The sequence below is a fragment of the Micromonospora sp. NPDC005206 genome, assembly GCF_040608175.1.
Classification (GTDB): Bacteria; Actinomycetota; Actinomycetes; order Mycobacteriales; family Micromonosporaceae; genus Micromonospora.
Genome location: NZ_JBEXHU010000019.1, coordinates 46,686 through 62,493 on the forward strand (window position 1 = coordinate 46,686; position 15,808 = coordinate 62,493).

Here is a 15,808-nt window from a genome sequence, read left to right on the forward strand (position 1 = left end):
AGCGGATGCGGTGCCCTGGTGGAGGTGCCAAGCTCACGACCCCTGGACCGTGATCTCCTGCACCCCCAGCTTGAAGCCGCCCTCGGCCGGAGGCAGTTCGGTGATCCAGAACAGCAGGTACTGGTATTTCTTGTCCGCGTCGAAGCCGTTGAACGTCATGGTGGTGCCGTCGTGGTCCTCGAACGGCTGCCCGATGGCGGTCTTGTAGTTCGCCACCACCTGCTTGTCACCGTTGGAGGTCGACGGCGGGTTGCCGGTGCCGGCGAGGAGTTGGGCGGAGGCGCCGGTCGCGGAGAGCACCGCCTGCACCGACTTGACGCTGTGCGGCTCGCCCAGATCGAGCCAGACGCCCATGCCCTTCTTGAGGTTGCCGAAGTTGGGGCGGCGGTCGTAGGTGTCCGTCTCCCAGCCCTTGTCCTCGTCACCGTCAATGATCTTGTCGGCGTCGCGGAGCTCGTTGCGCTTCGTGCTGTCCGGGTCGATGATCCGGACGCCCGTCACGGTCAGCTTCCGCACCGTGGCGGCGGCCGGGGTGACCTCGCCGGCCGGGGCGCTGGCGGTGGGAGCGGCCCCCGCGCTGCCCTGCGGGTCCTCGTCATCGCCGCCCAGCGCGCTGATCCCGATCAGCAGACCGACCAGGGCGACCGCCAGCAGACCGGCGATGCCCACGGCGACCTTGCGACCGCCGGCCGCGGCCAGCGGCGACGGCTCCTCCTCGGTGTCGGCGGTGAACCGCAACGGCCCGCTGTTGTCGAGGTAGTGCTCCTCCTCGGCCGGCACGTCCAGCCGGGCCAACTCGGCGGCGAGCACGTCCGACGAGGGCGGGGCGATCTCGGCGTCGAGCAGATCCATGGTCAGGTCGTCCAGGTACGCGGGCACTCCGGCCCGAACCTGGCGGGGGGCCGCGATGCCGCCGCTGGCGTCCCGGACCGCGTCCGGGATCGCGGCACGGCCGTGCCCGGCGGTGGCGCCGTGCAGCGGAGCCTCGGCGTGCGGCCAGTAGCCGGTCAGGGCGAAGTAGAGGATCCCGCCGACCGCCCGGATGTCGTTCTCCTGGCTGTCGGCGCCGTCGGTGCGCGCGTCGGCAAGGACCACCCGGCCCTCGTCGCTGATCATCACGGTGCCGGGGTGCACGTTGCCGTGCACCATCCCGGTGGCGTGCACCGCGGCGAGCGCGCTGGCGACGGCGTTGCCGATCGCGGTGGCCCGGGCCGGGTCCAGCGGGCCCCCGGTCGCCAGGTCGCGCAGCGACTGCCCGTCCACCCACTCGCGCACCACGTACGCCCGCTCGGCCTCGTCGATCGCGTCGTAGACGCCGACCAGGTTGGGGTGGATGACCCGGCTGGCCGCGACGGCGGCCTGAAGCATCTCGGTGGCGGAGTCGCCACCCGGGTAGCGCAGCACCACCGCGACGGGACGGCGCAGGATGACGTCGATCCCACGCCAGACCAGCCGACCCGCGCTGTCGTTGTTGATGTGCTCGACCAGCTCGTACCGCTCGGCGAGGACTTCACCGGCCGTGGGAGCACCGAAGGTCATGAGCGGCGGAGCGCTCTCGTCCGCCTCCTGACCCTCGCCGACCTGGGTCACCCGTCCTCCCTCGGTGATCGTGTCGATCGATGGACCCGCACTGCTGGGCATGTGGCTTCCCGCTCTGCCGTCGAAGGAACCGGCCGACCGGTGTCGACGCGCAGCGTCGGCGCCTGCCGTACCCGTCGAGAGCGACCTTACCCGGGTTGCCCGTCTCTCCGACATGTCAACTTCCCGCCGTACCCGGCGGGGTGCCGGGAGTCGGAGAAGTCGTCCGGTTACGACCGTTGTCAGCCACGTTGCTGGCACATGTACTAGCCAATCTACGGCTTCACCGCAAGTGACCGACGCCGGGGCCGACCCAGGTTGGTGCTCCCGTCAGCGGGCGTGTTCCCGCCGATCGGATCGACACGCTCAGCCGTACGGCCAGTTATCCACAGGTGATTCGGTGGCTGACCGGCGAATCGCGGAGTTATCCACAAGTGCATCCCCAGCCTGGTGATCCGCGGTCACGATCCGTGCAGGTACGACTTTTCGTAGGTGGACGTTCGCGCTCAGCGACCGATCCGGCGGCGAACCATGCCGACCACCTCGGTGATCTCCCCGATCCGCAGCAGCGTGGCCAGCCCCAGGTAGGTACCGCCGATCACCACGCCGCCGATCACGAGCTGGATAACGGCCTGGGCCCGGCTCGGCGTGTCGCCGCCAGGCAGCAGATTCACCACCAGCAGGCCGACCAGAGCGGAACCCAACGCGGCGAGCGCCACCCGGCCGAGGGTACGCAGGATCGCGCCCATCCCGATCCGGCCGATCCTGGGGCGCAGCAGCCACGCCGAGGCGAACGCCGCAGCCACATAGGAGACCGCGTTGCCGATCATCATGCCGGCCGCGGCGAAGTGAGCGGCGAAGGCGACGAAGAGCACCACCTGCACACCGATCCGCAACGCCACCACCGGAATGTTGATCAGCGCCGGGGTCCGGGTGTCGGGCAGAGCGTAGAAGGCGAAGGTGAAGAGCTGACTGATCGCGAACGGCACGAGCGCCAGCGCGGCCAGCAGCAGCACCAGGGACGTGTCCGCCGCGTTCTCGTCGCTGAACGCCCCGTAGCGGAACAGGGCCACGGCCAGCGGGGTGGCCAACACCGCGTAGCAGACCGCGATGGGTGCGAGCACCGCCGAGACGGTGCGGGTGCCGCGGGACAGGTCCGCGGCGACGTCGGCGTACCGCCCGTCGGCGGCGGCCGCGCTCATCCGGGGCATCAGCGCAGTGATGATCGAGACGGCGATGATGCCGTGCGCCATCATCAGCAGCAGGAACACGTTGTTGTAGATCAGCGGGCCGGCGGCGTTCTCCTTGCCCGCCCGGCTGAGCAGGTTGAACAGCACGATCAGGCCGACCTGGCTGACCGCGACGTAGCAGAACATCCAGCCGCCGAGCCGGCCCAGCTCGCGCAGCCCGAGGGACCGGAAGTCGAACCGGAACCGCCAGCGGAAGCCGACCTTGCGCAGCGCCGGCAGCAGGCCGATCGCCTGGATCGCCACACCGAGCAGGGTGCCGCCACCGATCAGCAGGACCCGCCCGGGGGTCATCGCCTCCGGCCGGATGATCTCGGCGCCGAAGATCGCGATGTAGAGCCCGGCGGTGGCGATCACCACGACGTTGTTCAGGATCGGCGCCCACATCGGGGCGGCGAAGTGCCCTCGGGTGTTGAGCACCGCGCTGATCAGGGCGCTGAGGCCGCTGAAGAAGATCATCGGCAGCATCAGGCGGGACAGTGCGGTCACCAGGTCCTGGTAGTCCTCGCCCGCCTTGTCACTGGCCGCCAGCGAGGTCAGCACCGGGGCGCAGACGACGGCCAACAGCGCCGCCGCGGCCAGGGTCAGCACCGCGAGGGTCAGCAACCGCTGGGCGTACGCCTGGCCAGCGTCGGCGTCGGACCGGCGACGCCGGACCAGCACCGGGATCAGCACGCTGGTGAGGATTCCGCCGAGCAGGAACTCGTAGACCATTCCGGGCAGGATCTGCGCGGTGGTGTACGCGTCACCCACCAGCGCGCCACCGAGCGCGGCGGTCAGCACCAGGGTCCGCAGGAAGCCCGTGCCCCGGCTGACCAGGCTGCCGATCGCCATGACCGCGCTGTTGGTCGCCGCGCTCGCTTCGGCCACCTGCTCCTGGGGTGGCGCGGTCGACTCCATGGCCGGCTGGTTCAGCGGCTCGGCGGAGATGAAGGTGGCGCCGTCCCCCGGGCGTGCGCCGGGCCCGCCGTCGTGCGCGGCGTTCGCGCTGCGGTAGAGCCCGCCGCTCATCTCCAGCCTCCCAGTGGGTACGTCGAGGCGGGCACCGACCCGCACGTCACAGACCTTAGTCAACCGGTGCCTGTTACCCGCGCCCGGCGGAGGGGATGCGGACCGGGCCCGATAGTCTGGCGATCCCATGTCCGAATCCTCCGCTCCACACGCCGCCGACCGCCGCGAACTCACCGGCGCCCAGCGCAACGCCGTCGCCGAACTGCTCCGGGTCTCCCCGGTCGCCGACGAGTTGGGCCGACGGTTCGTCCGTGCCGGTCACGAGCTGCACCTGGTGGGCGGTTCGGTGCGGGACGCGCTGCTCGGCCGGCTCGGGGACGACCTGGACTTCTGCACCGACGCGCACCCCGACGAGACGCTGCGGATCATCAAGGGCTGGGCCGAGTCGATCTGGGAGACCGGTCGGGAGTTCGGCACCATCGGCGCACAGCGCGACGGCCTCCGGCTGGAGATCACCACCTTCCGCGCCGAGTCGTACGACCAGGTCACCCGTAACCCCGTGGTGGTCTACGGCACCAACCTCACCGAGGATCTGAGGCGGCGCGACTTCACCATCAACGCCATGGCGGTCAGCCTGCCGGAGCACCGGTTCACCGACCCGCACGGCGGGCTGGACGATCTCTCGGCCAAGGTGATCCGTACCCCCGCCGACCCCCGCGAGTCGTTCGGCGACGACCCGCTGCGAATGCTGCGGGCCGCCCGGTTCGCCGCTCAGCTGCGCTTCGCCGTGCACCCGGACGTGCACGCGGCGATGGGCCGGATGGCCGCCGACCTGGACCGGATCACCGCCGAGCGGATCCGCGACGAGTTCACCAAGCTGCTCTGCGGCGCCGACCCGATCACCGGGCTGCGGCTGCTGGTCGACACTGGTCTGGCCGAGCGGTTCCTGCCGGAGCTGACCGGGCTGAAGCTGGAGATCGACGAGCACGCCCAGCACAAGGACGTCTACGAGCACACGCTGACGGTCGTCGAGAACGCGGTCTCCTTCGAGGAGGAGGGCTGCGACTTCATCCTGCGGATGGCGGCCCTCATGCACGACGTGGGCAAGCCGGCGACCAAGGCGGTCGGCCCCGACGGCCGGGTCAGCTTCCACCACCACGAGGTGGTCGGCGCCCGGCTGACCAAGGCCCGGATGAAGGCGATGCGCTACCCGAAGGACATCACCGCGAAGGTGACCGCGCTGGTCGCGCTGCACCTGCGCTTCTACGGGTACGGCCGGGGCGAGTGGACCGACTCGGCGGTACGCCGTTACGTCGCCGACGCCGGTGACCTGCTGTCCCGGCTGCACAAGCTGACCCGCTCGGACTGCACCACCCGCAACCGGCGTAAGGCCGCCCAGCTCGGCGCGGACTACGACGCGTTGGAGGACCGGATCGCCCGGATCGCGGCCGAGGAGGACCTGGCCCGGGTCCGCCCCGACCTGGACGGCAACGCGATCATGGAGCTGCTGGGCGTACCGCCGGGGCCGGTCGTGGGACGGGCGTGGAAGCACCTCAAGGAGCAGCGCCTCGAGCACGGCCCGCTGGACCGCGACGCCGCCGAGGCGGAGCTGCTGCGCTGGGCCCGCGCCGAGGGCCTGATCGACTGACCGGAGCCGACCCGCCACGACAGGCGCCGCCCCCGAACCCGGGAGCGGCGCCTGTCGGCGTACGGCGTCAGCGGGTCTCGACGGCCGTCCCGTCCACCGAAGTGGTGCCCTTGCCGGCCGAGGTGCCGTTGCCGACCGCGCTGGACGCCGAGCCGAGCCGGGCGAGCAGACCGGCCAGGTCGATCCCGGTCAGGTCGCTGCCCAGTTGGAGCCCCTGTGCCACGTTGCCGGCCACCGACTTCGTCAGCGACGACGCGCCGTCGGTGGAGATGACGGTCATTTTGTCGATCGCCCCGATCGGTGCGCTGGCCGCCTCGACAACCTGCGGCAGCACCTTGACCAGCAGGTCCAGCACCGCCGCCTCCCCGTACGCGGCGAACGCCTCCGCCTTGCGCGCCATCGCGTCCGCCTCGGCCTGTCCCTTCGCCAGGATGGCCGCCGCCTCGGCCTGACCCTCCCGCTCCACCGCCTCGGCGATCGCGGAGCGCCGGCGCTGCTCGGCCTCACCCTCCTTGGCGCCCTCGATCGCGTTCGCCTCGGCGAGCGCGGCCCGCCGGGCCCGCTCGCCCTCACCGGTGAGCCGGGCCTGCTCCGCGGACGCCTGGGCGGCGGCGATGACCGCCTGCCGCTGCGCGTCCGCGTGCAGCACCGCCGCGTTGCGGGCCGCCTCGGCCTCCTGCTCCACCTTGTACCGGGCGGCGTCGGCCGGCTTGCGTACCTCGGTGTCCAGCTGGCGCTGCTTGAGCTCGGCGTTGCGCTCGGCCACCTTCTGCTGCTCGGAGAGGATCGCCTGGTCTCGCTCGGCTTGGGCGAGCGGCCCGGCCGCCGCCGACTTCGCCTTCGCCGCGTCGATCTCCGCCTGGATGCCGGCCTGCTTGAGGGACAGGTTCCGGTTCGCCTCGGCGATGGCCTCCTCGGCGAGCAGCCGCTCCTGCTCGGCCTGCTGCCGGGCCCGCGCCTCGGCGATCGCCGCGTCCTTGAGCACCCGGGCGGCCTCGGGCCGACCCAGGTCCTGCAGGTACGAGCCCTCGGCCAGGATGTCCTGGAGTTGGAACGTGTCCAGCACCAGGCCCTGGTTGGTCATCGAGTGCTCGGCCTCCTCCGCCACCGCGCTGGCGAACGCCGCCCGGTCCCGGATGACCTCCTCGACGGTGAGCCGGCCGACGATCGAGCGCAGCGCACCGGCCAGCACCTCCCGCGTGAAGTTGTCGATCTCGTCCTGCTGGTGCAGGAACCGCTGGGCGGCGGCCCGGATCGCGTCCTCGGTGCCGCCGACCTTCACGATCGCGACGCCGTGCAGGTCGGCGCGGATGCCCTGCTTGCTCACCGCACCCCGGATGCCGACGTCGATCCGCCGGCTGGACAGGTCGAGCGACTGGAGCTTCTGCACCACCGGCAGCACGAAGACCGAGGCGCCCAGCACCACCTTCTGGCCGGACATGTCGGTCGACCGGCCGCCGTCGGCGGTCTGCGTGGTGCGGCCCTTGCGGCCGGTGACGATGAACGCCTCGTTCGGCCCGGCCACCTTGATCCGGGAGAGCACGAAGAACACCAGGACGAGCACGAGGAGGACCGCGCCGCCGATGGCGATTAACAGGGGCATGAAGGAGTCCCGTCTTCGAGAAGGAGTCAGTAGGTCTCGACGTGCACGCTGGTCTCGCTGAGTGCCTGCACGACGAAGACCTGGGCGCCGACCGGGATCGGCTGGTCGGCGCGGGCGTTGAGCTTGACCGGCTGGCCGGCGACGCGTACCCGGACCTCGCCGTAGCCGTCGGCGGGTACCGGGGTGACCACCAGGCCGAGCGCGCCGACCAGGTCGTCCCGGGTGGGGGTGGGGTCGGTGCGCATGTTCCGCGCCGCCCGGCTCAGCCGGGACGCCAACCACGCGGTGGGCACGGCGGCGACCAGGCCGCCGGCAGCGGCGCCCGCGATCATGCCGGGGGTACCCGCGCCGAGCAGTTCGTTCACAATGGCCCCGCCGAAGCCGAACGCCCCGGCGAAGCCGGCGACCGTCTCGGTCGAGATCGGCCCGTCCACGTCGGCGTGCCCGAAGTGCAGCAGCTCGCCGCCGAGCAGGGCGAGCGCCAGCACTCCGACACCCGCCCCGCCGATGATCAGAAAGATGAGCGTCCCCGTGGCCACGACCTGCACGGTATCGAAATCACGCAACATTTCGGCGGTCAGCGGGGCGCGAAGATGATCTGCCGATCCGGGCCGCTGGTGTTGATCGAAAAGGGGCAGCGCCGACGGACCTTGGCACGTTATCTTCTGCGCCGCCGGTTGATCGCTCCGGTCTGTCCGCAACGAGAGGGCCTGCCGTGGCTGTCGTGATCACCATCTACATCATCGGCCTGGCGCTGACCGCGGTCGTGCTGCTGGGCGTCGCGGTCACCTCCTTCGCCACCACCTCGCGGGTCGACCGGGTGCTGGCCGGTATCGGCGCTGTGCTCGCCGGCTACTACGCCTATTACCTGCTGGGCACCGGCGAGGGGCACGTCACGATCTTCTACGCGGCGTTGCTGCTGCCCTTCTTCGCCGGCCGCAAGCTGTACCTGGGCTTCCACGATCGCGACCGCGCCCGCGCCGAGCGGGCCGCTGCTGCTGCGGCGAACCGGGCAGCCGAGGAGTGGCGTTCGGCCCGACGCTGGTAGCCGGGCCGGCAAGGAAGTCCGCGACAGGGACAATGGGTGGATGCACTGGACCGTGCTCGACTCACCGATCGGCGAGTTCTCCGTGGCCACCGACGGCACGAGCGTGCAGGGCACGCACTTCGGCCGGGTGGACGCCGCGGTCGACGAGCCCACCGACCCGTTGTCCTGGCAGGCCGTCACCGAGCTGCGGGCGTACTTCGCCGGTGAGCTGACTGCGTTCACCGTCCCGGTGTCGGTTCCGCGCGGCTCGGAGTTCGAGCGGGCGGTGTGGCGGGAGATGACCCGCATTCCGTACGGCGAGACGTCGACGTACGGCGAGGTGGCGCGCGTGGTCGGCGACCCCGGGGCGGCACGGGCGGTTGGTGTGGCCTGCAACCGCAACCCGGTCCCGGTGATCGTGCCGTGTCACCGGATCGTCGGCGCCGGCGGCAAGCTGGTCGGGTTCGGGGGTGGCCTGCCGCGCAAGGTGCACCTGCTGGAGCTGGAGGCCCGGGTGGCCCTGCAACGCGCCTGGTCCTGACCGACCCGGACCGTTGGTGAACGCGCCGAGGGCCGGGTCCGTACGGACCCGGCCCTCGGCGTGCTGGTGGTCAGCGGGTCAGCGCTCGACCTCACCGGCGATGAACTCCTCGACGGCCTGGTGGGCGTCGTGGTCGGCGTACTGCACCGGCGGGGACTTCATGAAGTACGACGAGGCCGACAGGATCGGGCCGCCGATCTTCCGGTCCAGTGCGATCTTCGCGGCGCGGACCGCGTCGATGATGACGCCGGCCGAGTTCGGAGAGTCCCACACCTCGAGCTTGAGCTCGGCGTTGAGCGGGGTGTCGCCGAACGAGCGGCCCTCCAGGCGGATGTACGCCCACTTGCGGTCGTCGAGCCACGGCACGTGGTCCGACGGGCCGATGTGCACGTCGCTCTTGCTCATCTCGTGCGGGATCTGCGAGGTGACCGACTGGGTCTTCGAGATCTTCTTCGAGACCAGCCGCTTGCGCTCCAGCATGTTCATGAAGTCCATGTTGCCGCCGAAGTTGAGCTGGTACGTGCGCAGCAGCTCGACGCCGCGGTCCTCGAAGAGCTTCGCCAGCGCCCGGTGCACGATGGTGGCACCGACCTGGCTCTTGATGTCGTCACCGACGATCGGCAGGCCAGCGTCCTCGAACTTCTTCGCCCACTCCGGGTCGGAGGCGATGAAGACCGGCAGGGCGTTGACGAACGCGCAGCCGGCGTCGATCGCCGCCTGGGCGTAGTACTTGGCGGCCTGCTCGGAGCCGACCGGGAGATAGCAGACGACGACGTCGACCTGCGCGTCGCGCAGCGCCTGCGCCACGTCGACCGGGGTGGCGTCGGACTCCTCGACGATCTCGCGGTAGTACTGGCCCAGACCGTCGAAGGTCGGACCACGCTGCACGCTGATGCCGGTCGGCGGCACGTCGCAGAGCTTGATGGTGTTGTTCTCGCTGGCGACGATCGCCTCCGCGAGGTCCATGCCCACCTTCTTGGCGTCCACGTCGAACGCCGCGACGAACTCCACGGCGGAGACGTGGTAGTCGCCGAAGGCAACGTGCATGAGACCCGGGACGCGGTCGTTCGGGTCGGCATTCCGGTAGTACTCGACGCCCTGAACAAGGGACGAGGCGCAGTTACCCACACCGACGATGGCGACGCGGACGGAGCCCATAGCGTCTGCCTCCTTCTTTTCTGTCACGGCCGCTCTTTCCTGGTCTCTCCAGGCGGAGGCGGGCTGTTGTCTTCTCGTCGGCCACCGGCCGTCCCGATGTGCGGGACCGTCGGGGCTCGGCCGGAGCGCTCGTTGGCGATGAGCTCCTCCAGCCAGCGGACCTCACGCTCACAGGCGTCAAGGCCGTGGCGCTGCAGTTCCAGGGTGTAAGCGTCGAGGCGCTCGGCCGCCCGGCCCAGCACGTCACGAAGTCCTTCGCGACGTTCCTCGATCTTGCGGCGGCGACCCTCCAGGATGCGGAGTCGGGTCGCCTGGTCGGTCCGGGCGAAGAACGCGAAGTGCACTCCGAAGCCCGTGTCGTCGTACGTCTCGGGCCCGGCCTGCGCGATCAGCTGGGCGAAGCGTTCCTTGCCTTCCGCGGTGATTTTGTAGACCACCCGACCTCGTCGGCTGGTCAGCGCGGGAACCTCCTCGGCGGTGGCGGGTGTCTCGGCGGCTTCGGTGATCCATCCCGCCGCCTGCAACCTGCGTAGGGTCGGGTAGAGCGAGCCGTAGCTGATCGCCGCCCGGATCGCACCGAGTTTGGCGGTCAGCTCCTTGCGCAGCTCATAGCCGTGCATCGGAGACTCCTGCAGGAGGCCGAGGATGGCGAACTCGAGCACTGCGCCACCCTCTCTTTACCCCCGGCACGGAGTGGTAACCGCCGCGATGTATCGGACCGATACATCGCACGTTAGCGGGTCACGGATGCCAGGGCAAACCCTCATTCCGGGATGCTGTCGTCACGGATCGTTACCGTGGTCGCCTGGTCGGGCCGGACCGCGTACCCTTCTCCGCATGCGTACGCAGCGCCAGGTCGTCGACTACTCGCTCCAGAAGCGAGCGGTGCTGCGTGAGTTCCTGGCCGGCCGGGTCGGCACGTACGACGTCTGCGACGCGTCGCCGTACCTGAAGAACGCCGCTCGGTTCCACGGCGAACCGACCGACCGGCGCTGCCCGATCTGCCGCAGTGAGAACCTGACACTCGTCCACTACATTTACGGTGACGAACTCAAGCAGTCCGCCGGTCAGGCGCGGACACTGGCCGAGCTGCCCGTGCTGGCGATGACGCTGCGTGAGTTCCAGGTCTTCGTGGTGGAGGTGTGCCTCGGCTGTGACTGGAACCATCTCGTCGAGCAGTACCTGCTCGGTCGGGACGGTCTCACCGGCGAGGTCGACGGCACCAGTGAGCAGGACGCGGCGGGCGCCGGTGGCGCCGGCCGGCGGAGGCGAGAGGCGCAACGGTGATCTCAGCTGGTTCGACCGGCCCCGGGGCCGTAGACGTTACCCGGGACGGTCGACTGCTCGTTGGTCTGATTGGCCCGATTGATACTGCAATGACCCCGGTGAACCGGCACCCCCGTGCCGGCGTCCCGAGTGAAGCAACTCACGGCAACCCGGTGGCGGCGCAGTGGCGCCCCACCGCGACCGGCAGGGTGTGAGGAATGAACTCGTACGGCGATCCCAGTTCTGCGCGCGGGCGTGCCCAGTACCCGGGCCCGGACGGCGACCCCGGACCGGGCGCGGACGACGCGTACCGCCGATCCGGTGGCGACTCCCGCGGGAGCGGATGGTCCGCACCGGAGTCGGCAGCGTCTCCCGGTCGCGCCTCGGTGACACCGCGGGCCGCCGGTGGGCGTGCCTCGGTGGGTGCCTCGGCGGCGGTGCCACCGCGCGCCGGATCCGCCTCGGTGGGTTCGGCCGTGCCGTGCCGGGCCGGGCGGGCGTCGGTGCCGGTGTCACCGGCACCCGGCGTGGCCGCCGGTCGTGCCGGCGCGGGCCGGGCCTCGGTGCCCGTGTCCCCGGCGCCGGGCGCGCCGGCCGGTCGGGCCACGGTCGGCGCCGCGTCCGTCGGCGCCGCCTCGGCGGGCCGGGCCAGTGTCGGGTCGGCATCCGTGGGTGGCCGGGCCGCGGTCGCCCGGGCGAGCGTCTCACCGGTCTCCGGCGGCCCGGGTGGCCCCGGCGGGCCTGGCGGGCCGAACGGTCCGGGTCGCGGTGGCCGGGGCGGCCGTGGTCCGGGTGACCCCGGCGCGGCGGCGCGGGCGAAGAAGCGCAAGCGGATCAACCTGCTGATCGCCGGGTTCGCGGTCTTCATCATGCTCGCCGGCATCGGCGTGGTTGGGTTCACCTACTACTCAACCAACGTGGTGCTGCCCGACGAGATCACCCCGCCGCAGGCGACCACCCTGTACGCGTTCGACAACAAGACCCCCATCGCCAAGGTGGGCGATCAGAACCGCACCCTGGTCACCATCGACCAGATTCCCGAGTGGGTGCAGAACGCGGTGGCCGCCGCCGAGGACCGGAACTTCTACCGGCACTCCGGTGTGGACTACAAGGGCATCGCCCGGGCCGGCTGGAACAACCTCTCCGGCGGCGACAAGCAGGGTGCCTCCACCATCACCCAGCAGTACGCGCGCAACGCCTACGACAACCTGAAGGACGACACCTACGCCCGGAAGGTGAAGGAGGCGATCCTCGCCTCCAAGCTCAACGACGAGTACACGAAGCCGCAGATCATGCAGCACTACCTCAACGTGATCTACTTCGGCCGCGGCGCGTACGGCATCGAAGCGGCGGCGCAGACCTACTTCGGCAAGTCGGTGAAGGATCTCAAGCCCGACGAGGGCGCGGTGCTCGCGGCCCTGATCAAGCAGCCAGAGCCGAGTGCCACCCACCAGGGGTACGACCCGGCGATCAACCGGCCCGCCGCGGAGGACCGCTGGAACTACGTGATCGAGGGCATGGTCAAGGAGGGCTGGCTGGGCGTGCCCGGCAAGCCGGAGCGGCCCGTTGCCTACCCGAAGAACATCAAGGCCCAGAAGAAGGGCGGCATCGGGATCGACTTCGGCGTCAACACCCCGTACGGCAACGTGATCAACTACGTCCGGGAAGAGATGCGGGACAGGGGTATCTGCGTCGACAAGGAGACGCTGGTGACCGAAGCCAAGCCGCTCTGCTCCCAGGCGCTGATGGCCGGCGGTTACCGGATCCGCACCACCATCGACACCAAGATCCAGAAGGCCGCGGTCGAGACGGCCCAGCGCAAGACCAAGGGCTCCGAGCTGGCGGGTCAGCCGAGCAACCTGATGGCCGCGGTGGTCGCTGTCGACCCGAAGAACGGTCGGGTGCTCGCGTACTACGGCGGTGACAACGGCACCGGCACCGACTACGCCGGCAAGAACACCGACTCCACCGGGGCGATCAGCGGCGGCCACTCGCCGGGCTCGAGTTTCAAGATCTACACGTTGGCGGCCGCGCTCAAGGCCGGCAAGGCGCTCGAGTCCCGGTGGAAGGGCAAGGCCTTCACGCCGGAGGGCACCGAGTTCAAGGTCAGCAACGCCGGCACGGACGATCCGTCCTGCCACAATTCCTGCACGCTGCGAACGTCCACGCTCAAATCGCTGAACGTGCCGTTCTACTACGTCACCGAGGAGATCGGCGCCGACAAGGTGGTCGACATGGCCAAGCAGGCCGGCGTCACCACCATGTGGCGCACCGACACCAACCCGGCTAAGGCGTACGACCTGACCAAGGCCGACCCGAAGAAGATCACCCCGGAGCCGTTCTTCAACGTGGTCGGCTACGGCCAGTACCCGATCACGGTGCTGGACCACGCAAACGGTGTGGCTACCTTCGCCAACGGGGGCGTCTACAACAAGGCCCACTTCCTCTACTCGGTGGAGAAGCAGAACCCGAACACCGGCAAGTGGGAAAAGGTCGCCAAGGGCAGCGAGAAGCTCGACTCCCAGCCGCGCATCGACAAGGACGTGGTGGCCGACGTGACGTCGGTGCTGAAGGACTACCCGGCCGCCGTCAACCACCGCCTCGACGACGGCCGCAAGGCCGCCTCCAAGACTGGCACCTGGGAACTCAGGGGCGACAGCGAGGACAACGGCGACGCCTGGATGATCGGCTACACGCCGCAGTTGGCCACCGCCGTATGGGTGGGCAACGTGCAGGCCCGGAAGGCACTCAAGCTCAAGGACGGCCGCAAGGTCAGCGGTGGCAACCTCCCCGGTGACATCTGGGAGCGGTTCATGGACGAGGCGCTGCAGGGCAAGGAGAAGCTGGACTTCCCGCCGGCGGCGAACATCGGCGACAAGGAATCCGGCAACGGCGAGGCGCCGCCTCCGCCGACCATTCCGGGTCTGCCTGGCCAGCCGGGTTTGCCCGGTCAGCCTGGTCAGCCCGGTCAACCCTGTGACCCGCTGACCAACCCGTTCTGCCCGCGCACCGACGGCAACAACGGTGGCATCAACCCGAACGATCCAGGCCGGCCTGGAACAGGCGGCAACGGCGGCGGGCTGCTGCCCGGCCTGCCACCGACCAACCGGGACTGACCCGCACCGTTACACGACGCCGTCGCCGGCCGGACGACCTGTCCGGCCGGCGACGGCGTTTCCGTACCCGGATCCGCGCGCCGGGACGGGACGCGCACCCCGGTCGTACGGCAGGATGCCACTTCATGAGCACCCAGTCGACGCCCGGCATCGACGACGCCGGAACCACCGACAACCCGTCCCGCTCCGACGGGTTCGTCCGCGGCATCTCCGGCATGATCGGTGGGCCCCTGGGCGACCACGCGACGGCACTGGACCGGCCGGCCGGTGGGGAGCGGCGGTTCTGGACCGCAGTCCGGATCGTGCTGGCACTGGTCTGCCTCACGCTCGCTCTGCACTGGGTGCAGAAGTCGCCGTGCCAGGACGGCGCCTGGCAGGACAACGAGCAGTACACCCGCTTCTGCTACACCGACGTGCTCGCCCTCTACTACGCCGAGGGGCTCAACGAGGGCAAGGTGCCCTACCGCGACCACCCCGTCGAGTACCCCGTACTCACCGGGTACTTCATGGGGGCGCTGGGCCTGCCGGTGCACGCCCTCGGCGACGGCGACCCGAGCATCAACCAGGGCCAGTGGTTCTACAACCTCAACGCGCTGGTGCTGGGCGCGCTCGCGGTGGCCACCGTGGCGGTGATCCTGGCGCTGCGACGTCGACGACCCTGGGACGCGGCGCTGTTCGCGCTCGCCCCGGCGCTGCTGCTCACCGCCACCGTCAACTGGGACCTGCTCGCCATCGGCCTGGCCGCGTTCGGCCTGCTGGCCTGGGCCCGGAAACGACCCGCGGTGGCCGGCGTGCTGCTCGGCCTCGCCGGCGCGGCGAAGCTCTGGCCACTGTTCATCCTCGGCCCGATCCTGGTGCTGGCGCTGCGGGCCGCCCGCCTACGGGCCGCGCTCATCGCGGTCGGCAGCGCGATCGCCGCCCTGGTGCTGGTGAACCTGCACCCGGCGCTGGCGTACCGGGAGAACTGGGACCGGTTCTTCGAGCTGAACAGCACCCGGCCCATCGACTGGGGCACGCTCTGGTACATCGGGCGCTACCTCGACGGCAAGGTCGGTGGCGACCCCGCCCGGCTCGGCCCGTTCGAGTGGCTGAACGCCAACATCCCGACCCTCAACACCGTCTCGTACGCCCTGTTCGGGCTGGCCTGCCTCGGCGTGGCGGTCCTGGCGCTGCGGGCGCCCCGCCGACCACGGCTCGCCCAGCTCGCCTTCCTGGTCGTCGCCGCGTTCCTCATCTTCAGCAAGGTCTGGTCCCAGCAGTTCGTGCTCTGGCTATTGCCACTGGTGGTGCTGGCCCGCCCGAAGTGGGGGGCCATCCTCGCCTGGCAGTTCGCCGAGGTCTGCTATTTCGTCGCCTTCTACGGCGAGCTCCTCGGCGCGGCGACCAGCCGACCGGTCTTCCCGGAGGGCGTGTTCGTGCTGGCCGCCACGTTGCGGCTGACCACTGTGGTGGTGTTGTGCGTGCTGGTCGTCCGGGAGATCCTGCACCCCGAGCGCGACGCGGTGCGGGCCACCTATGCCGACGATCCGGACGGCGGCGTGCTCGACGGCGCACCGGATGCCCCCTGGCTGGACCGCTGGCGCCGAACCACGATCAACAAGCCCGCACCCGAACCCGCGACCATCACCTGATCCACAAGCCCGACGGCCCGGTGCCGGGCTGGCTCCCCGCAA

Annotated in this window: 12 protein-coding genes; 6 read left to right on the forward strand and 6 right to left on the reverse strand. The window is 70.4% G+C overall.

Annotation, left to right across the window (positions count from 1 at the left end):
• Window positions 1–33 precede the first annotated feature (33 nt).
• Together ABZU69_RS26920 and murJ are read right to left on the reverse strand one after the other, a co-directional pair.
• Window positions 34–1,641, reverse strand: coding sequence for a protein kinase family protein (locus tag ABZU69_RS26920; protein WP_354967108.1), 1,608 nt, complete (start codon window positions 1,639–1,641; stop codon window positions 34–36).
• 443 nt (window positions 1,642–2,084) lie between these two features.
• The gene (murJ, locus tag ABZU69_RS26925; RefSeq protein WP_354967217.1) at window positions 2,085–3,836 is read right to left on the reverse strand and encodes a murein biosynthesis integral membrane protein MurJ; all 1,752 of its coding nucleotides are present in this window, start codon (window positions 3,834–3,836) and stop codon (window positions 2,085–2,087) included.
• A gap of 127 nt (window positions 3,837–3,963) precedes the next feature.
• Between murJ and ABZU69_RS26930 the strand changes: the two genes are divergently transcribed.
• A complete protein-coding gene (locus tag ABZU69_RS26930) occupies window positions 3,964–5,424 on the forward strand; it encodes a CCA tRNA nucleotidyltransferase (protein WP_354967109.1) in 1,461 nt (486 codons plus the stop codon).
• A 67-nt stretch (window positions 5,425–5,491) separates the two neighbouring features.
• Here the strand turns inward: ABZU69_RS26930 and ABZU69_RS26935 are convergent, their stop codons facing one another.
• Both ABZU69_RS26935 and ABZU69_RS26940 read right to left on the reverse strand, forming a co-directional pair.
• On the reverse strand, window positions 5,492–7,027 hold the full coding sequence (locus ABZU69_RS26935; RefSeq protein ID WP_354967110.1) for an SPFH domain-containing protein: 1,536 nt from the start codon (window positions 7,025–7,027) through the stop codon (window positions 5,492–5,494).
• A gap of 26 nt (window positions 7,028–7,053) precedes the next feature.
• On the reverse strand, window positions 7,054–7,596 hold the full coding sequence (locus tag ABZU69_RS26940) for a hypothetical protein (RefSeq protein ID WP_354967111.1): 543 nt from the start codon (window positions 7,594–7,596) through the stop codon (window positions 7,054–7,056).
• Window positions 7,597–7,742: 146 nt separating this feature from the next.
• Between ABZU69_RS26940 and ABZU69_RS26945 the strand changes: the two genes are divergently transcribed.
• Both ABZU69_RS26945 and ABZU69_RS26950 read left to right on the forward strand, forming a co-directional pair.
• Window positions 7,743–8,075 carry a hypothetical protein gene (locus ABZU69_RS26945; protein ID WP_354967112.1) on the forward strand — a complete coding sequence of 111 codons (333 nt, stop codon included), beginning with the start codon at window positions 7,743–7,745 and terminating at the stop codon, window positions 8,073–8,075.
• Between the two features lie 40 nt (window positions 8,076–8,115).
• Window positions 8,116–8,595, forward strand: a complete 480-nt coding sequence (locus tag ABZU69_RS26950; protein WP_354967113.1) for a methylated-DNA--[protein]-cysteine S-methyltransferase — start codon at window positions 8,116–8,118, stop codon at window positions 8,593–8,595.
• 78 nt (window positions 8,596–8,673) lie between these two features.
• On the opposite strand, the gene ABZU69_RS26955 is transcribed toward ABZU69_RS26950, so the two are convergent.
• Both ABZU69_RS26955 and ABZU69_RS26960 read right to left on the reverse strand, forming a co-directional pair.
• The gene (locus ABZU69_RS26955) at window positions 8,674–9,753 is read right to left on the reverse strand and encodes an inositol-3-phosphate synthase (protein WP_354967114.1); all 1,080 of its coding nucleotides are present in this window, start codon (window positions 9,751–9,753) and stop codon (window positions 8,674–8,676) included.
• Between the two features lie 23 nt (window positions 9,754–9,776).
• Window positions 9,777–10,415 carry a PadR family transcriptional regulator gene (locus ABZU69_RS26960; protein ID WP_354967115.1) on the reverse strand — a complete coding sequence of 213 codons (639 nt, stop codon included), beginning with the start codon at window positions 10,413–10,415 and terminating at the stop codon, window positions 9,777–9,779.
• A 175-nt stretch (window positions 10,416–10,590) separates the two neighbouring features.
• Here ABZU69_RS26960 and ABZU69_RS26965 point away from each other — a divergent pair, with 175 nt between their 5' ends.
• The 3 genes from ABZU69_RS26965 to ABZU69_RS26975 all read left to right on the forward strand — a co-directional run bounded on the left by ABZU69_RS26965 (window position 10,591) and on the right by ABZU69_RS26975 (window position 15,766).
• Window positions 10,591–11,040, forward strand: coding sequence for a DUF5318 domain-containing protein (locus tag ABZU69_RS26965; protein WP_354967116.1), 450 nt, complete (start codon window positions 10,591–10,593; stop codon window positions 11,038–11,040).
• Between the two features lie 197 nt (window positions 11,041–11,237).
• Complete coding sequence (locus ABZU69_RS26970; RefSeq protein ID WP_354967117.1) at window positions 11,238–14,135, forward strand: transglycosylase domain-containing protein; 2,898 nt, start codon at window positions 11,238–11,240, stop codon at window positions 14,133–14,135.
• A gap of 125 nt (window positions 14,136–14,260) precedes the next feature.
• Window positions 14,261–15,766, forward strand: a complete 1,506-nt coding sequence (locus ABZU69_RS26975) for a glycosyltransferase 87 family protein (RefSeq protein ID WP_354967118.1) — start codon at window positions 14,261–14,263, stop codon at window positions 15,764–15,766.
• Window positions 15,767–15,808: the final 42 nt, after the last annotated feature.

Excerpts from the sequence above, each read along its gene's own strand:
- ABZU69_RS26920 (WP_354967108.1), bottom strand. The coding sequence starts at position 1,641 with ATGCCCAGCAGTGCGGGTCCATCGATCGACACGATCACCGAGGGAGGA.
- murJ (WP_354967217.1), bottom strand. The coding sequence starts at position 3,836 with ATGAGCGGCGGGCTCTACCGCAGCGCGAACGCCGCGCACGACGGCGGG.
- ABZU69_RS26930 (WP_354967109.1), top strand. The coding sequence starts at position 3,964 with ATGTCCGAATCCTCCGCTCCACACGCCGCCGACCGCCGCGAACTCACC.
- ABZU69_RS26935 (WP_354967110.1), bottom strand. The coding sequence starts at position 7,027 with ATGCCCCTGTTAATCGCCATCGGCGGCGCGGTCCTCCTCGTGCTCGTC.
- ABZU69_RS26940 (WP_354967111.1), bottom strand. The coding sequence starts at position 7,596 with ATGTTGCGTGATTTCGATACCGTGCAGGTCGTGGCCACGGGGACGCTC.
- ABZU69_RS26950 (WP_354967113.1), top strand. The coding sequence starts at position 8,116 with ATGCACTGGACCGTGCTCGACTCACCGATCGGCGAGTTCTCCGTGGCC.
- ABZU69_RS26955 (WP_354967114.1), bottom strand. The coding sequence starts at position 9,753 with ATGGGCTCCGTCCGCGTCGCCATCGTCGGTGTGGGTAACTGCGCCTCG.
- ABZU69_RS26965 (WP_354967116.1), top strand. The coding sequence starts at position 10,591 with ATGCGTACGCAGCGCCAGGTCGTCGACTACTCGCTCCAGAAGCGAGCG.
- ABZU69_RS26970 (WP_354967117.1), top strand. The coding sequence starts at position 11,238 with ATGAACTCGTACGGCGATCCCAGTTCTGCGCGCGGGCGTGCCCAGTAC.
- ABZU69_RS26975 (WP_354967118.1), top strand. The coding sequence starts at position 14,261 with ATGAGCACCCAGTCGACGCCCGGCATCGACGACGCCGGAACCACCGAC.